The organism is Mesorhizobium sp. WSM4822 (genome assembly GCF_055811155.1).
Genome location: NZ_JBVVQM010000008.1, coordinates 282,013 through 296,831 on the forward strand (window position 1 = coordinate 282,013; position 14,819 = coordinate 296,831).

Sequence of the window (14,819 nt, forward strand, 5' to 3'; positions counted from 1 at the left end):
TTGAAATCTGGTACAACCTAGGAGGGCATAAATAGGGGGAGGGGTAAATGGGGACGTTTTCAGTCTGGCATTGGGCGATCTTGCTGCTGTTGATCGGCGTGCCTGTTTTCCTTGCCGTTCGATCAGCCGCGAAGCCGTCACAGAATCCTGAGGCTCTTGTGGGCTTCGGCGGCTGGCTGATGCTGCTGGCTATCGGTCAGGCAGTGTCACCATTGCGGACGCTTGCCGACTTCGCCAATTCGACCGACGGCTACCAGCAACTCATGACCCTCTCAAATGGGCCGCTGGCGGTGTATGGCGAGGTTGCCCTTAATCTGGCGTTTCTGGCGCTTCAGCTGGTTGTGCTCGTTTCGATGCTGCGGCGTAGCCGCCGCTTTCCGCAATTGTTTCTGCTCCAGTGGCTGGCGATTCCCGTCGTGTTTATCCTGGACACGATCTGGGTTGCCTCAGTTCTGGGCGTTCCGGTGAGCCTGGTGCTCGCAGGCGATGCGCTGGTGGCCCCCATAGTCTCGTTTGTGGTGACAGGGCTCTGGGTCGCCTACGTCTACAAGTCTGTCAGGGTGCGGAACACGTTCACCAGGATTGGGGCATCCGCCCAGGTTGCGAGCGCGTCATAGAAGGCAGCCCAATTTGGGATATTTTGGAGCATCGGGGCTCGACGAACTGATCTTCAATGACATGATGTTCATCGAGTTCGTGAAGCGCGACGCGGCGAAGATACCCGGAGCTGCGCGCGGCGATCCGCAGGCAGAACTGGATTTTGGCGGCGGCGATCAGGGTGTGACCTCGTGCACCACTATGTCGTCATCGAACCTGGAATGGCCAAATCCCGAGCCGATTGACCGCAACTGTCGTCCGTGACGGCTGCGAGCTTTTGGAAGGTCTTCATTTCGACTTCGTTTATAGGTGCTGCCCGCGCTTTCGCCTGGAGATCAGCCAGGCGCGCCACGAGGGCTTGCGACGTCTCGACTTCAGGGCTCATCATTTTCATTGTCCGATTCACTGGCGATTTGACGAGCACAACCCGCCGCCATCCCTGCCGGCGGGCGTGGCCGGTTTGAAGTTTCAGTCGTAGACTTTCACAATCTTGCGTGTGCTCGGGTCCACCAGAACCGTTCGGTTGTCGACCACAGTATAGCGGTATTTGACGTTGGGGACCTCGTGGAGCTCGACCGTGTCTGGCAGAGCCGTGCCGACGTTCAGCTCCACCCCCGGAAGCTTCACAGAAGCCAAGGGTTGCTTCTTCACGTATTCGCGCACGACGGTGTCCTGTTCCTGTGTGATAACCACATCCTGTGCCGCAACCGCGCCGACGCTGGCCAGCAGCAAGAGCGCCGCAGCGGCGCTGCTTAGGTGCATCCCCATTGTTTTCCTCCTCTTTTAATGTGGCGGCAGCACGATCGGCTGCGCGCGAACTACCCGAACACGTCGCCAGGCCAAACGTTCCTCATACGGGCTTCTGTCGGAATCTCCGTAGGACCAAAGTCTGATTGGGAAACGCAATGGTCTTACCCGCTGGGAGTAGGCGGAACGGCTTAGGCCTGAAGGTTGTTGTCTCTGCAAACGCGGAGAGAAACAGTGGAAAAAAGTGTCGGTCAGGCGCGATGGTTGCTCGCACCGATTTTGGCAACAGCCATCACTTTCCTGGTGATGGGGATGGTCCTTGGCTGACATGACGTGGATCGGCGCGGCTACGTCCCTTCCTGCGCTGATAGGACCCGTGAGCCGCTTTCGGCGGCTGGCGGGTCCTGTATTTCACCGTGCGCTGGGCTGCTCATTCGGCAGCGAGCGCTTTCTAGCTCATGCACCTTGGGAGGTTTATTATGGATCGGCGATCCTTCTTGACCGCAATGTTTGGTGTTGCCGGGGCAGCGGCCCTTGCAAGCGCTGTCCGCCCAATCGAGGCAATGGCGGGTGTTCCAGGAGCCGGACACGGCATCCTCGACGAACTTGAGACGCCACAAACAGAGGCCTTTGACGAAGATTCACAGGCAGAAGTGCAGCAGGTCTACCATCGGGACTGGCACCACCGTCCTCACCGCCGCCGCCGGCGAGGCTGGAGACGGGTTTGCCGCAGTTACTGGCGGCATGGTCGCCGTCGCGTCCGGTGCTACCGCCGGCGTGGTCCTTCGGTCGTCCTTCGATTTTAACTAGTTTTCCGCCTTGGCCCGTTCCGGCTCACGCGCCGAGAACGGGCCGGTTGGGATCTTTTTGGTGAACGGTAACAATGACATTGGTCCAGAGATTGAATGCGAGTGGCAGCGCAAACCAACCGGGAAATGACAACGACCATGCCGCGGGGTTTGCGGACGCCGTCTCGTTGCCGGACGAGGAAAACATTGCCGACCTTGTCAGGCGAACGGAGCGCATGGCCATTTTGGTGGTTCTAGGAATGGGCGGCTGGTTGATGTTAGTGCCCGCTATTTACCTTGTACTGACCCACGGGATATGAACGACTTTCGGTGTCGCGGTAGCTGACTGCAGCATGTCAGCGGAAGCTAACGCAACATCCATGCGCGTCCAAAGTTGGATTGCGGGAGCATCGCATCGCGGCTTCCGCACCCCGTTTCCTGTATCGGCAATATGGGGACGGGCTGTTTTGCTGGCGCGAGGCACAAGTGTCTGGAACCACCTATTATAGTGGTCCACGTCCGGCATGCTGGGAAGGCGCTCTCATCCAACCAGCCGCGCATACTCGGCCTCCGGTTTGCCGTAGGTGCCGTTTGCGCAAGCCGCAAGGCCGCTGCGGTCCCTGATATGCACTTCGCCTCGTCGAGAATAGATGAAACCGCGCCCTTCCAGCACTTGCAGTCCAACGGTAACCCCTGGGCGTCTTGCTCCAAGCATGACGGCGAGAAACTCGTGGGTGATCGCAAGGCGTTCGCCGTGGACCCGATCGTCACACATTAGAAGCCAGCGCGCCAACCGCTCTTCAAGGTTTGATTTTGCGTTGATCAGGGCCGTATAGCTGGTCTGGATGTGGAAGTAGTGGACATAGCGCAACAGGAACAGGCGCAACGTTGGGCTGTTCGCAAGAGCCTCCTTGAAGGGCTCGGCTCCGATCCTGAAAGCGCTGCCGGGCGACTGAATGTAACATTGATGCGCCGCATAGTCAGCGCCCATCACGAGCGCGGCACCGGTCATTCCCTCAAAGCCGACAAGACCTACCTCGGCCTCCTTACCTGAAGCCGCCGCGACCACGGAGGCAATGCCGTCTTCCAGGAAGTAAACCGTCTCGATCTCCGAATCGGCTTTCTCTAACGTCATTCTCAGCTCGAGGTCACACAGTTCAAGGTGTGGCTGCAAAAGCCCCAGGTCACCAGGGTTAAGCCGACGCAACAATTGGTTTTTATAGGAAGCGTTCTTTGGATTGGTCATAGCTCAATCCCGCTTGGGGCAAGAGCTTTCCAATCTCCCTGCCGTCCGCGCCCGTAAACACGTGCAGACGATTTAGAGAAGATACGCCCTCTGGCGCGCGATTGACAGTGAAATGCGACCTGATGCACGGCGTCCCCCAGCCGCCGAATTACAAAACAGGGGTGTGCAAAGTTAAAGGGTTGGAATCGTACAGAACTCTGCTTCGTACGAATCCGACAATTGGTGATCGCTGCCAACGTCGAGGTAGAGCGAGGAGAGGGCGGCCGTAAGCTTGGGCTCCCCTAGGAACAGCGAAGAGTGAATTGGCTGGTTTCCACGACCACTACCAGCAGATGCGCCTCCTGCATGAGGTGCTGTTAAGGCGGTGCGGGAAGTCACCGGGTATGAAGTCGCGTTCATCCGGTGGAACACATTACTGGGCCGGTGCCTCCTACGGCGGGGTAGACCGACTGCAAGGCGACGGCTGTGCCCCATAACGGGTCAAAAAGTTTGGCATCTAAATTGCTCTGACAGGCATGGGGTGGGCGAGAGCCCGTCGCTTCGCAAATGGAGCGGCGGGTCTACTCTACCTGCGGCTGTCGAATGGCACAGCAGCAGGATGTACCCGCTTTTCAGCAGAGGCTAACGGAACATCCGTGCGCGTCCAAAGTTGGATTGCAGGAAGCGCCGCATGCCGGCTTCCGCAGCCCGTTTCGTGTCACCGGCAATGTGGGCGGGACGGGCTGTTTTGCGTCGGTACGCGATTTATCCAAGCGGTGACTACTTATGGGTAATCCAGTCCAACAAGCCTGCGTCAACCTGCTTGCACCCGACATATTCGCGGACCAAGCTTTCAGCCAGGTGGCGCCATTCACACTCAGGAACGCCTGTTTCCCGGACCAGGTTTCGAAATGCAGAGCGGAGAATGTCGGCATCGAAGGCCGAGACGGCAACAGGACCTGGGTCCGGATCTTCCCAACCTCGGGCCAGGTCATCGCGGTGACGTTGGCGAAGGCGCTTGAGCAGTTCGCGCGAGGCCTCGATTGCGCGTCGGGAGTGGTCCATGCCGTGGCGGAATGAGGCAGTTCCGGCCAGGGAATGGTGCCGCAACCGAAAGCTGGTTTCTATAGCCGCGCGTGCGACTTCTATATGCGTTTCAACCATCGCGGCCTCCCTTCCTGCGAAAGGATCTATTTACTCTCTTCTCACGCGTGACCCAAGAAGGATTCAACGTACGGTTTGGTACGCAAGGGCGCGCACGTGGGATCGAATCGCGGCGGCGCGTTGGGGCGTGGACCGTGCTTTACATGCCGTGGGGAATATAGGAATATTATCCTCTGGTGGGGCGACTCTTAAAAGGTGTCGCAATGGCTCGGTCAAAACCTTCAAAGCGATTATCGCAGGCTGAAATCGAGCGCTTTCTCGTGGCGGCGGAAGCGCTGCACCTGAGCATCATCAAGCCGTTCATATCGCCGCATTGCGACCACTACAGACAGACGCGCGTCTTGCATGAGGTGCTGTTAAGGGCGGTGCGGGAAGTCACCGGGAAGGATGCTACGTTCATCCGGTGGAATTTGACCGGGCCGGCACAACAAGGGCCGGAGCCCCCGGCAGAAGAGCCCATAGCATGGTCCGGAACGGACGAAGGGCCTGAGCCGCGAACTATTTGCGATCCAGGCCCCTAGCCGTCGGGTTCGTGGCGACATTGCGCCCGCGCAAGACCGTTCGCAAGCTGGACCTTGGTTTTGCCATTCCTGCGGAGGGCGTCAACCATCAGCGATGGGCTGAACAGTTGGAACTTCATCGCGATGCCGACGCGGAAATCGTGCGTCTGAAGCGGGTGTTCGAGCGTGCATCCGCCGCCGCAATATTCAAGCGACTTCTGCCCGCCACTGCCGTGAATGGAGCGGCGGGCTTTATTTGGATTTGTGGTATCGTTCAAAATTGCGTCGCTACGCGCCTTGGAGCCGCAGTTTCCGTCCCGGTTACTGTCGCACGGCAAGGTAGCTGTGTGGTATTTTTACACTAGCCGGATGTCGGTGCGGTAACTACCCAAGAGTCTGCTCAAGCACTGGGGGTGCGCTTTGAAATTTTATCTCGCGACGTTGGTTTCTATCCTTGCACTGACCGCAGGCGCTAATGCTGCCGATGCGGTTGTGGAAGAAGTCCCTGCAGCTGTCGAGGTGAATGCATTCACCTGGAGCGGATTCTACGCCGGTGTCCACGGTGGTTACGGTTGGGCAGACAGCGACATTAACGTTCTTTCCGGCGGATTGAACCATACCTCGGAGGCTGATCTTGACGGGTTTCTGGTCGGCGTGCACGCCGGCGCCCAGCATCAGTTCGGCAACAATATTGTTCTGGGTGTTGAGTTTGACGTCGACTACCGAGATGGCGATGGCACCGGAGAGACATTTGCCGGCGCATTCGCCTTTCCTGGATTTTCCTCGCAGGTCGAATACAACTGGACTGGTTCGGCGAGGCTTCGCGCCGGCTATGCAATGGACCGGTGGCTCCCTTACGTGACCGGCGGTTTGGCTTTTGCCGGCTTCGACGCGGCTAGTCTTTTCAACGGCGCAGAGATCAGATCCTACAGTGATACCTCGGTCGGCTGGACAGCTGGTTTGGGTACTGAATATGCCTTTACCGATAATCTGATTTTCAGGGCCGAGTATCGCTACAGCGATTTCGGCAACTCAGATGGTTTCCTGCTGCTTCTACCAACCGCAGGGGATCTCGATCTCACGAGCCATGACATAAATCTCGGTGTTAGCTACAAGTTCTGACCGGCATTTCCGGTCCACTTAACCCCGGCCTTCGTGCCGGGGTTTTTGTTCCCCCCGCGTCCGGACAGCCTCGTCACGGCTATCAAACATTCAATTTGTCTAAAATGGTCCGGAACCTAAGGGGCGGGTATTCCGGCTGGTAAGCCAAAATTTTAAGGTGGACTAAGCGATGGACGGAACTTCACGTTCATCAATCAAGGAATTGAAATAGTTATCTGGTGCCCCCGGACGGAATCGAACCGCCGACCTTCGGTTTACAAAACCTGTAACCACCCCTAACGAGCCGCCACAAAACCGAACATCTTCCAGCCTGAAACCCTTGCGCAGCCTTTATTTCCGCGCGGTGTTGGCATATGTTGCCATCACTGGGTAACGGCACCTAACACGCTGCATCCGTTACCCCACCGTTACCCCAGAGGGGAAAGATGGCAAAAGCGCTCACCGCAACGTCGCTCCTAAAACTCAAAGCCGACCCAGCGAAGCGGCGGGAAATACCTGATGGCATACTGGCCGGGCTGTACTTCGTCATTCAGCCCACCGGCAGGAAGGCTTGGGCGGTTCGGTATCGTTCATCTGGCACGCCGAAAAAGGTGACGCTCGGCAACTCGCTTTTCGGCGACGATGCCGACGCAGCCGGCGCGGAACTCACCCGCATGCGCCAAGAGGCGTCAAGCATCTTGGAGCGGGTTAGAAGGGGCGAGGATCCTGGCGCCGAAAAGCAAGCCGCCAAGCACGCGCCGAAGGCTGATGCCGACCGTGATCTGTTTCTGACCGTCGTCACCAGATACCTCAAAGAGTACGCTTCCAAGCGCCGAAACTATCGGGAGAAGGCGCGGCTTCTCGGCATGCGCCAGGACGGCGAGGAGTGGAAGGCCAACGACGATCGCGCAGCCGGCCTATGGGGCGCGCAGCGCATTCAAGACATCACCCGCCGCGACATTCGCGAGCATTTGGAAAAGCTCGCGTCCAAAGCACCAATCGGCGCCAACAGGACGTTCGCGGAGCTTCGCAAGTTTTTCAACTGGAGCGTCGGCAAGGATATTCTCGACGTTTCGCCGATGGCCGACCTTCAGGCGCCATCCGAGGAAAACGACAGCCGCAACCGCGTGCTGATCCGGCGCAAGGAAGTGCCGGGATCGAGCGACGACGAGTTGCGCTGGCTATGGCAGGCGAGCAAGGCCTACGATGAGACCGGGCGAGGGCCGTTCGGCTCTTTCCTGCAGATGCTTGTCCTGACCGGCCAGCGACGCTCAGAAGTCGCCGATATGACGTGGCCAGAGGTCGACCTCGATGCCCGCGAATGGGTCATCCCGGCCGCGCGCTCTAAGAACGGCGAGCCCCATGTCGTTCCGCTGTCCAAGCAGGCGCTGGCGGTTCTCAAAGCCGTTCCCAAGGTCAAGGGAAAGGCCGGCTACGTCTTCACTACGGATGGCGAGCACCCTGTCAGCGGTTTTTCAAGGATGAAGCAGCGTATCGATAAACTCATGACCGGGTACGCTACCGAGGCGGATGCCGAGGCCAAGATACCTTCTTGGACGCTGCACGACATCCGCCGCACCGTGGCTGCCGGCATGCAGCGCATCGGCATCAAAATGGAAGTCACCGAGAAGGTTCTAAACCACAAGTCCGGATCGTTCCGCGGCATCGCCGGCATCTATCAGGTCCACGACTACGCCGACGAGAAACGGGCCGCGCTGGATGCTTGGGCGAGCTTCCTAATGACCCTGGTCGACACCAAGAAGGCCAGCAACGTCGTCCGGATGAGGGCATCGAAATGATGAGGTTCACCGATGAGGACATGGCCATGCTTCTCCGCATGCTTAAAGAGCGCGGATTTGTTGAGCCCGGCCCAAACTGGCTTATGACCAAGCTTCACGCCATCGACTGGGATTATGAGCAGGCGGTTAGGCGTAGAGACGTTTCGACCTTGGAGGCAGTCAAGGATCAAGCGCACGAAGACTTTTATGGCATCCGCACGACGATTCATTTTCTGAACCACTGGGAATACGATCTGACCGCGGTCGGTCTCCGAGATGATGCTCCATTCTTCGATGATGCCTGGGATCCGTCAAAATACGACGTCACGATGGAAGACTTGGAAAAGTGGTCAGTACCGCCGGAATTTAGCGACGAAGAAATCCAGGCCACCCGTCGCGTGTTGCGCGCGCTCGTAGAAAGATCCGGCGCCTTACTCAAATATCACGTGGAGAATCACGCTGCCCGACCTGTCAAGAATGAGCAGCCGGAAATCAGGGTCGTCGTTGGTGGACTTGTCCGGCTGTGGTGCCAAGCGATGAAAATCGCCGAGCACGACATCAAACTGTCGGCCAGCTCTGGCAGCCCAGCGATGAACTTCATCGAAGCCGGCACGGCCATCTTCCTGGATAATCCGCTTACACGCGAGAACATTGAGCGACACGTCATTGACTACAGGAAAGAGAAGCGTCGAGCGCTCCAGTCCTAAGGTTTAGGCGGCAGTTTCATGTCTAAACCGTGGTGCGTGTTTAGGCCGGAATAAATCTCGCAAAGCGGTGTATTATCGCGAACTGAAATGCCCATAATTGGAGGCCTTCGTTGCTAACAGAAGGCCTCACACATCATGTCAACCTCCGAAGTATATCTCACCGCGCCGCAGGTGCTGGCGCGATACGGGATTAGCGACATGAGCCTGCATCGCTGGCTCAACAATCCCGATCTCACTTTCCCCAAGCCGATGGTCATCAATCGGCGCCGCTACTTCCTCGAATCTGATCTCGTCGCATGGGAGCGCGCTCGTGCCGCGAAAGCCGCATGAACAAGGGCACTCAGCACCGCATGCTGGTCGACGGCATTCTCAACACGCCAGCCAATCTCCGAGGCAAGGGCGTCGAGCCCATGATGCGCTACCTGGCCCGAATCGCTCCGAACGCAAACGGGGATGATCTCGGCAGGGCGATGGAAGATGCCGCCGGGATTATGGAGGATCGGGCCCGAGACTATCAGGCCGAGACCGACCTCATTTCCACGCGATACCTGCCCCTCTTTGAAGGGATGCCAGCCGGCACCCCGCTGATCGAGGCGGCTCGTCACAAGGCACTCTGTGGCGATCCACTTGGCATCGAAGTTCTCAAAGAACTGGGTGAATCGGTATGAGCGCTCACGACCTCTTCGCGACCGAGCACGAACACAGCGCTATCGTCGACCAGGCTGTCGAATGGTACTCGGCGAATTACGGCACCTGCGAGAGGCCGATCGTACCGACTCTGCAGAAGCGGTTTGGACTCACGGTTCACCAAGCGATTGTCTGCATCCGTGAGACGACATTGCGCAGGGCGCGCGCCGCATGAGCGAGCCGATAAATCTGGATTTAGTCCAGGCGGACCCAGATCTTCAGATGCGCACCGCCGGGCTCGATGTAGGCGTGGTAACGGACTATGCCGAAGCCATGACGGGCGGCGCCGAGTTCCCGCCCGTCGTCTTGTTCTTCGATGGCGAGACCTATTGGCCTGGCGATGGCTTTCACCGCATTGAGGCGGCGAAGCGTACCGATCGCAACGCGATATCGGCCGACGTCCGGCAAGGCAGCAAGCGCGATGCAATCCTATTTGCTGTTGGTGCTAATGCATCGCATGGCCTTCGGCGCACGACGGCGGACAAGCGGCGGTCTGTGCTGGCGATGCTCCGCGACCCGGATTGGTCGAGGCAGTCAGACCGGGAAATCGGCAAGCGCTGCGCGGTCGACCACAAGACGGTTGGCAACATACGCCGAGAAATTACAGGTGGGGAAATTCCCCATCGCTCCGCCTCCAAAGAGGTCATCTCATCTGCAGGTGGGGAAATCCCCACTGCCGCTCTTGGGGCCGGATCGATGGTCGAGCGCATGCTTTCCAAGGCAAGTGATGACGCGCTGATCTCCGAGTGCCGCCGGCGCGGGCTGGAGGTGAACCTTGCGGCCTGATTATGATTTCATCAAAGGGCTGGCTTCGGAGATCGGATGTAACGTCACCGACCTGATCGCGCTCGCGGCCAGCAACGACCCGTTCTATGCCGGCGTGGCGAGCAGGCGGGAAGCGGCCGAATGGTTTTCTGGCCTCTGGGTATCATGCGGCTGGGTTGTAGGGAGCCATCCACGACGCTTGCACTACAACCTTGTCTCTCGCGACCCGCCGGTCTTGCGGCCGAATGGCGAGCCTTACCAGAACACGGAAAACGACTGGAAATATTTCGCTTCTGCATCCCTATCGGCGCGCTATTTGCGCCTGATCCCGGATGGCGCTCTGTCCGATGCTCGCAACGATCCGCCCATTATCCACGCTGGGCCCGCGGCTGCCGGCTTGCCATCGTTGCAAGTCTACGGCCGGCATGGCGCAGGTCTTGAGTTCGGGATGGAGAGGTCTTCAATTTATCCGCCATTTGCGTCGCTGGACCACTTCGATGCATGTCAGGAATATCTGGTTGAGGTGTGGATCGAAAAGTCGACGATGAACGATGTCCTTGTGCCCTTGGCACAGACCGTCGGCTTCAATCTGGTCCCTGGCACTGGCGAGACATCAGAGGTGCTTGCGCGCCTTGCCGTGGAGCGAGCCGTTCAGGACCGGCGACCGATGCGGATTCTATATGTCAGCGACTTTGATCCTGGCGGCAGATCGATGCCGGTCGCGCTGGCCCGTAAGATCGAATATTGGGTTCGTGACACCGAGCTTGACCTCGACATCACCCTCCAACCGATCGTCCTTTCGCCCGAGCAGTGCGAGACCTATCGTTTGCCGCGCACCCCTCTCAAGCAGACAGAGCGGCGAGCTGCCAAGTTTGAGGAGCGGTTCGGAAGTGGCGCGACCGAGCTTGATGCGCTGGAAGCGCTACACCCAGGGACGCTCGCCACAATCGTTCGAAGCGAAGTTGAGCGGTATCTCGACCCCACGCTTCCTGCTCGTGTGCGCGAAGCTAAATGGAGTATCGAGCGCGGCTTTCGCAACTTTCGGTCCGAGGTGTTAAGCAATTACGATATCGCCTCAATCGAAAACCGCTACAACGCCGCGTTCGATGGCTTCAAGGCCCAGGTCTTGGAAATAGAGGCTGAGACGGAGTCGCTCTGGCCCGAGATTGCCGAGGAGATCGAGGAACAAATTCCGGCGATCGAACCAAACGACCTTCCAAAGGCACGCACAGCCACACCGCCAGACGAACCTCTGTTCGATAGCCGTCGCGACTACGTCGACCAGATCGACCACTACCGTCGCTGGCAAGGGCGCGGAGGCGCAGCGTGAGCAAACAGCCCAAGCCCTGGTTCCGAAAGGAGCTGTCCGAAATGACGAAATATGATTGGCGTGATGCGGTGAACGCAGCGCCTAAATGGAAGCGCGAAACCATCCTTGGACGCGTGGCGACCAAGATCGCCGACTTCTACAACGCCGAGCTCGGCTTCGCTTTTCCGTCGCTCGATCGCTTGGCGGCGGAGCTCAACCTGACACCGGAAAAAGTCAGTCCGGCCATCTCGAAAATGAAGCGAGATGGTGCCTTGGAGAAGGTCCACCGGAAGGACGTGCCGGCCACAGTGGCACCGAAGAAAGGCGACCGCGGCCTATTCATCAAGCTCAATTTTAGCTGGGCTGCGGACATGGCTGAGAGGGTTTCGAAGCCCCAATTTGCCAAGGGGGAGGAAGGGGCCGCGCTCCGCGACGGCAGGCTTCGCAAGCAGGCTCGAAAAATACCGGTGACCGGTAACGACAAGCTTACGGTGACCGGTAACGAAGTTCCTTACGGTGACCGTAAAGTAGATACCTTAGAGGGAAACCTTAGGGATACCAAAGACCGCTCTGACGGGACAGAACTTGGCGTCTACGCGCGCGAGGGAGAGGCGCAGCCCAACAGCTATGCACAAGCGAAGGGGAGGGCGGCATGAATTCGCAGATGGAATTGCTCGACTGGACCCCCTGCCATGTGATCGTCTTCCCGCTTGTTCGTCGGATCGGCAAGGTGCGCGACGTCGCCCGGAAGATGCTCGACAAGTCGACCGACCGGCATGCCGAAAGCTATCGCGACCAGGTGACGACCGGTCTGCTCGGCCATATGACCCGCATCGGCATTCCCGAACACGAGCAGGATGAGCAGCTTGGTGCTTTCTGGTCGGCGGTGCAGGCTGAGATCATTCGGCAGACATACCAGCAGCGGCCTGGGGGAAGCGCCGCGTGACCCGGCTCCCCTCTGAGAGCCGGGTCTGCAGTCGGAGATCAGTAGTCGTTGTTCTCGATGACGACGTGGCGGTGACGACGATGCATCGGGCGGTCGTCCGAACGCTTGATGACGACAACGTCGGGACGATGATGCCTGCGCCAATGATGGCGATTGCCGTTGTCGTAAAACGCCTCGGTGCCATGACGGCGATGATGGAGGCGAGCTCCGTCCTCATTTATGACGACAGCGTCCGAACGATGATGATGGCGGTGCTGGTTCGTGGTGAGGACGATCGCATCGGCCGACGCAATCGAAGGCGCGGCCAAGCAAAGCGCCAGCGCGCCCAGAATCAGGGTGGTTTTCATTTTCAAATCTCCAAGGAAGTAAGATGCCCTTCGGTCAATAAACACCCTTTGCAGACTTTGGTTCCTGCCTGGAGTGTTAGCCCGCTCGACCAGGCGAATAGCCGCGCCGCTTCCCTGATGGTCTCTGCCAATGAGCGGCAGATTTCACAGCCCAATAGTTTGGCCGGCTTCAACCTGAAGAAAATCTGCGGACGAATTCCGGAACACAGCGCCCTGAAATGCGTCGACAGCAGAGCCGTGGGTGACATCGACCAGCACCGCCGCCGCGGCTTCAACCTTGTCGGCCGCTTCGTCGACTTTGTCGAATCTCATCAGCGTCCGATCGTGGAGCATCGACAAACGCGCCGCGTGGTAAAGCACGCTTCGCTTGTGATACTCGGAATCCAGCGGCTCAAACAGCATCGTCATGGCGTCAAATCCTCGCTGTTTCTTATCAATAGGTGGGGGTCATTTCGAGGACTCCGGCGGGTCGATACTGGTCTGGCGCTCCCTGGCCTCCATCACACGCTGTTGCGCTGCCCGGATTCTGCAGCACAGGGCGATATTGACTGCGACGCCATTTTTCCTGTCCATTTCTTCCTTCGCGCGCATCAGCGATTTCTCGGCTCGTTTGACGCGCAACCTCGCACTGCCAAGTTCGAAATCAAGGATTTCAACCATTGTTCCGCTTCCTATGCGGTTGCGGTCCCTTCGTGCTCGAAACATCGCTGCGGGGCTTTTGTTCCTGTGTCTAGAAGCGATGGTCCGCAACTGGCAGCGGAAGCTCCATGACCGAGCAGGTGGACCCTAAGCTTGAGGCATATGTCGCAGCGGCAGAAGCCGCGATAGCCGAGCTACGACGGTATGTGGGGCAACGCCACCAGGCGGGTCACCATCCGCCAGCGGCAACAATAGCCGAGCCTGAAAGGCGGACCGACCTGCTCGGCAAGGAGTGGATTGAATCCGGCGCGGCCGCAAGTCGGTTTGGAGTTTCGAAGGACACCATATGGCGTTGGTGCAAAAACGATCCTGAATGGGGATGGAGGCGGGGGGGGCGATGGTTCGTCTCCATCTCGAGAGTGCGGGCAAAGCTCAACATTAGGTAGCTTGTCGGCTTTCGCGGTTTTCGCGGTTTTCGAGTGCTTCGCTTGTCGGTTTTCGTTCGGCATCTTCGGTGTATGTCCACAGCCCGAAAGTTCGAACGCAGATGAACATCCAAACCATCGTCAAGTCGTTGCGAGGAGGCCAGACGAACACGGCCGACCAGCTTCGCCAGACGCTTGCCCAGATCGACATCGAAGGCCTGGAGGCCGCTGCCGAAAAGCTTGAAGCCGAACGGCGCCGCGTTCTCCTAGACGGCAGCGACAAGGAACTGGAGGCGATCGAGACTAAGATCGCTGCGGCAAACCGTGACATCGAGCGCGCCTATGCGGCCAAGGCCGAACTCGAGAAGCGCCTGGAGGCAGCTATTGCCGCGGCGACTGAGGCTGAACTCGCCGGCGTCTACAACAATGCCAAGGCCAAGGCTGACGCCGCCGCCAAGCTCCTCCGAAAAGAATACCCGGACTTGGCTCGCCGCTTTGTCGAACTGATCAGGGCCGTTGCCGAGGCGGACGTCGCGATCGAGGAAGCCAATAGGCGCTTGCCCGCCGATGCTGCCCCGCTATGGCCTGTCGAGGTGACGGTGCGCCGGCGCCCAGGATCGGAAGAGAAGACCATCGACGAGAAAGAGGTGCAGATTTGGTGTCACGCCGGTTCTTGGGAGATCTTGCCCGACAATAGGCAGGGCGAGGCCGAGAAACGCGCCAATGAGCTTGAGACCGAAGGGCGGCTGCCTCCTGATGGTGTTATCCACCTTCACGGCGGCATCCGAGCGGCCAAGCGCCGCTTCATCCGCCGAACCTATCTGCCCCGGACCAGCCCCATCCATTACTCACCGCTAGCCAGTGTCGTGCTGCCTGGTCTCGTCGCAGGCGACCCTCCCATCTGGGAGCACAGGAACAACAGCACAGACATGCCAAGGCTTGTCCTGGCGAGGATGAGTGATCTCGCGATCATGCGGCCGATGCCGCCTGATGCCGATCAGGAACCGGTCACTCAGCTGATCGCAGTTGCCGATACGCCTGCCAAGGCCAAGGAAGAGCCTGCCACCATCGACATGGCCGAGGAGCCGTGATGA

At 58.8% G+C, this 14,819-nt stretch carries 20 protein-coding genes and 1 pseudogene; 14 read left to right on the plus strand and 7 right to left on the minus strand.

The genetic code is table 11. The annotated features are described in order from the left end of the window. The first annotated feature begins 47 nt into the window (after positions 1 to 47). Together AC0L3E_RS20315 and AC0L3E_RS20320 are read left to right on the plus strand one after the other, a co-directional pair. A complete protein-coding gene (locus AC0L3E_RS20315) occupies positions 48 to 617 on the plus strand; it encodes a DUF2569 family protein (protein WP_127330754.1) in 570 nt (189 codons plus the stop codon). A gap of 13 nt (positions 618 to 630) precedes the next feature. Then, positions 631 to 861, plus strand: coding sequence for a hypothetical protein (locus AC0L3E_RS20320; protein WP_473605457.1), 231 nt, complete (start codon positions 631 to 633; stop codon positions 859 to 861). Positions 862 to 1,065: 204 nt separating this feature from the next. Here AC0L3E_RS20320 and AC0L3E_RS20325 read toward each other — a convergent pair whose 3' ends face one another. From AC0L3E_RS20325 to AC0L3E_RS20335, 3 genes are all read right to left on the minus strand, one after another. After that, positions 1,066 to 1,365: a DUF1236 domain-containing protein gene (locus tag AC0L3E_RS20325; RefSeq protein WP_127330750.1), complete on the minus strand. Its 300-nt coding sequence runs from the start codon at positions 1,363 to 1,365 to the stop codon at positions 1,066 to 1,068. 1,308 nt (positions 1,366 to 2,673) lie between these two features. Continuing rightward, positions 2,674 to 3,378 carry a Crp/Fnr family transcriptional regulator gene (locus tag AC0L3E_RS20330; RefSeq protein WP_473605459.1) on the minus strand — a complete coding sequence of 235 codons (705 nt, stop codon included), beginning with the start codon at positions 3,376 to 3,378 and terminating at the stop codon, positions 2,674 to 2,676. Positions 3,379 to 4,137: 759 nt separating this feature from the next. Then, positions 4,138 to 4,521 (minus strand): hypothetical protein, encoded by a 384-nt coding sequence (locus tag AC0L3E_RS20335; RefSeq protein ID WP_473605460.1) that lies wholly within the window; start codon positions 4,519 to 4,521, stop codon positions 4,138 to 4,140. 203 nt (positions 4,522 to 4,724) lie between these two features. Here AC0L3E_RS20335 and AC0L3E_RS20340 point away from each other — a divergent pair. Continuing rightward, a pseudogene (locus AC0L3E_RS20340) lies at positions 4,725 to 4,943 on the plus strand (hypothetical protein); the annotation flags it as partial. Between the two features lie 95 nt (positions 4,944 to 5,038). Here the strand turns inward: AC0L3E_RS20340 and AC0L3E_RS20345 are convergent. Beyond that, complete coding sequence (locus AC0L3E_RS20345; protein WP_128308710.1) at positions 5,039 to 5,299, minus strand: hypothetical protein; 261 nt, start codon at positions 5,297 to 5,299, stop codon at positions 5,039 to 5,041. A gap of 142 nt (positions 5,300 to 5,441) precedes the next feature. On the opposite strand from AC0L3E_RS20345, the gene AC0L3E_RS20350 reads away from it, so the two are divergent. From AC0L3E_RS20350 to AC0L3E_RS20395, 10 genes are all read left to right on the plus strand, one after another. Further along, a complete protein-coding gene (locus AC0L3E_RS20350) occupies positions 5,442 to 6,143 on the plus strand; it encodes an outer membrane protein (protein WP_473605461.1) in 702 nt (233 codons plus the stop codon). Between the two features lie 425 nt (positions 6,144 to 6,568). Then, complete coding sequence (locus AC0L3E_RS20355; RefSeq protein WP_473605462.1) at positions 6,569 to 7,921, plus strand: tyrosine-type recombinase/integrase; 1,353 nt, start codon at positions 6,569 to 6,571, stop codon at positions 7,919 to 7,921. Beyond that, a complete protein-coding gene (locus tag AC0L3E_RS20360; protein ID WP_473605463.1) occupies positions 7,918 to 8,607 on the plus strand; it encodes a hypothetical protein in 690 nt (229 codons plus the stop codon). Before AC0L3E_RS20355 ends, AC0L3E_RS20360 begins: the two co-directional genes overlap by 4 nt. A gap of 135 nt (positions 8,608 to 8,742) precedes the next feature. Next, on the plus strand, positions 8,743 to 8,937 hold the full coding sequence (locus AC0L3E_RS20365) for a helix-turn-helix transcriptional regulator (protein ID WP_473605465.1): 195 nt from the start codon (positions 8,743 to 8,745) through the stop codon (positions 8,935 to 8,937). Continuing rightward, the gene (locus AC0L3E_RS20370) at positions 8,934 to 9,275 is read left to right on the plus strand and encodes a hypothetical protein (protein WP_473605466.1); all 342 of its coding nucleotides are present in this window, start codon (positions 8,934 to 8,936) and stop codon (positions 9,273 to 9,275) included. The genes AC0L3E_RS20365 and AC0L3E_RS20370 overlap by 4 nt, the downstream gene beginning before the upstream one ends. After that, on the plus strand, positions 9,272 to 9,469 hold the full coding sequence (locus AC0L3E_RS20375) for a hypothetical protein (RefSeq protein ID WP_473605467.1): 198 nt from the start codon (positions 9,272 to 9,274) through the stop codon (positions 9,467 to 9,469). The genes AC0L3E_RS20370 and AC0L3E_RS20375 overlap by 4 nt, the downstream gene beginning before the upstream one ends. Next, the gene (locus AC0L3E_RS20380; protein ID WP_473605469.1) at positions 9,466 to 10,080 is read left to right on the plus strand and encodes a hypothetical protein; all 615 of its coding nucleotides are present in this window, start codon (positions 9,466 to 9,468) and stop codon (positions 10,078 to 10,080) included. Before AC0L3E_RS20375 ends, AC0L3E_RS20380 begins: the two co-directional genes overlap by 4 nt. Beyond that, entirely contained in the window at positions 10,070 to 11,389 is a 1,320-nt protein-coding gene (locus AC0L3E_RS20385) for a hypothetical protein (RefSeq protein WP_473605470.1), read from the plus strand. Before AC0L3E_RS20380 ends, AC0L3E_RS20385 begins: the two co-directional genes overlap by 11 nt. Further along, positions 11,386 to 12,024 (plus strand): hypothetical protein, encoded by a 639-nt coding sequence (locus tag AC0L3E_RS20390; protein WP_473605471.1) that lies wholly within the window; start codon positions 11,386 to 11,388, stop codon positions 12,022 to 12,024. Before AC0L3E_RS20385 ends, AC0L3E_RS20390 begins: the two co-directional genes overlap by 4 nt. Next, positions 12,021 to 12,314, plus strand: a complete 294-nt coding sequence (locus AC0L3E_RS20395) for a DUF6074 family protein (protein ID WP_473605472.1) — start codon at positions 12,021 to 12,023, stop codon at positions 12,312 to 12,314. Before AC0L3E_RS20390 ends, AC0L3E_RS20395 begins: the two co-directional genes overlap by 4 nt. A gap of 38 nt (positions 12,315 to 12,352) precedes the next feature. On the opposite strand, the gene AC0L3E_RS20400 is transcribed toward AC0L3E_RS20395, so the two are convergent. The 3 genes from AC0L3E_RS20400 to AC0L3E_RS20410 all read right to left on the minus strand — a co-directional run bounded on the left by AC0L3E_RS20400 (position 12,353) and on the right by AC0L3E_RS20410 (position 13,321). Next, the gene (locus tag AC0L3E_RS20400; protein ID WP_473605473.1) at positions 12,353 to 12,661 is read right to left on the minus strand and encodes a hypothetical protein; all 309 of its coding nucleotides are present in this window, start codon (positions 12,659 to 12,661) and stop codon (positions 12,353 to 12,355) included. Between the two features lie 144 nt (positions 12,662 to 12,805). Further along, positions 12,806 to 13,069, minus strand: coding sequence for a hypothetical protein (locus tag AC0L3E_RS20405; RefSeq protein ID WP_473605474.1), 264 nt, complete (start codon positions 13,067 to 13,069; stop codon positions 12,806 to 12,808). Positions 13,070 to 13,108: 39 nt separating this feature from the next. Beyond that, positions 13,109 to 13,321, minus strand: coding sequence for a hypothetical protein (locus tag AC0L3E_RS20410; RefSeq protein ID WP_473605475.1), 213 nt, complete (start codon positions 13,319 to 13,321; stop codon positions 13,109 to 13,111). 526 nt (positions 13,322 to 13,847) lie between these two features. On the opposite strand from AC0L3E_RS20410, the gene AC0L3E_RS20415 reads away from it, so the two are divergent. Further along, positions 13,848 to 14,816, plus strand: a complete 969-nt coding sequence (locus AC0L3E_RS20415; protein ID WP_473605476.1) for a hypothetical protein — start codon at positions 13,848 to 13,850, stop codon at positions 14,814 to 14,816. Positions 14,817 to 14,819: the final 3 nt, after the last annotated feature.

Coding starts and splice junctions, on each gene's coding strand:
- AC0L3E_RS20315 (WP_127330754.1), top strand. CDS start 48: ATGGGGACGTTTTCAGTCTGGCATTGGGCGATCTTGCTGCTGTTGATC.
- AC0L3E_RS20325 (WP_127330750.1), bottom strand. CDS start 1,365: ATGGGGATGCACCTAAGCAGCGCCGCTGCGGCGCTCTTGCTGCTGGCC.
- AC0L3E_RS20330 (WP_473605459.1), bottom strand. CDS start 3,378: ATGACCAATCCAAAGAACGCTTCCTATAAAAACCAATTGTTGCGTCGG.
- AC0L3E_RS20335 (WP_473605460.1), bottom strand. CDS start 4,521: ATGGTTGAAACGCATATAGAAGTCGCACGCGCGGCTATAGAAACCAGC.
- AC0L3E_RS20355 (WP_473605462.1), top strand. CDS start 6,569: ATGGCAAAAGCGCTCACCGCAACGTCGCTCCTAAAACTCAAAGCCGAC.
- AC0L3E_RS20360 (WP_473605463.1), top strand. CDS start 7,918: ATGATGAGGTTCACCGATGAGGACATGGCCATGCTTCTCCGCATGCTT.
- AC0L3E_RS20365 (WP_473605465.1), top strand. CDS start 8,743: ATGTCAACCTCCGAAGTATATCTCACCGCGCCGCAGGTGCTGGCGCGA.
- AC0L3E_RS20370 (WP_473605466.1), top strand. CDS start 8,934: ATGAACAAGGGCACTCAGCACCGCATGCTGGTCGACGGCATTCTCAAC.
- AC0L3E_RS20375 (WP_473605467.1), top strand. CDS start 9,272: ATGAGCGCTCACGACCTCTTCGCGACCGAGCACGAACACAGCGCTATC.
- AC0L3E_RS20380 (WP_473605469.1), top strand. CDS start 9,466: ATGAGCGAGCCGATAAATCTGGATTTAGTCCAGGCGGACCCAGATCTT.
- AC0L3E_RS20395 (WP_473605472.1), top strand. CDS start 12,021: ATGAATTCGCAGATGGAATTGCTCGACTGGACCCCCTGCCATGTGATC.
- AC0L3E_RS20400 (WP_473605473.1), bottom strand. CDS start 12,661: ATGAAAACCACCCTGATTCTGGGCGCGCTGGCGCTTTGCTTGGCCGCG.
- AC0L3E_RS20405 (WP_473605474.1), bottom strand. CDS start 13,069: ATGACGATGCTGTTTGAGCCGCTGGATTCCGAGTATCACAAGCGAAGC.
- AC0L3E_RS20410 (WP_473605475.1), bottom strand. CDS start 13,321: ATGGTTGAAATCCTTGATTTCGAACTTGGCAGTGCGAGGTTGCGCGTC.
- AC0L3E_RS20415 (WP_473605476.1), top strand. CDS start 13,848: ATGAACATCCAAACCATCGTCAAGTCGTTGCGAGGAGGCCAGACGAAC.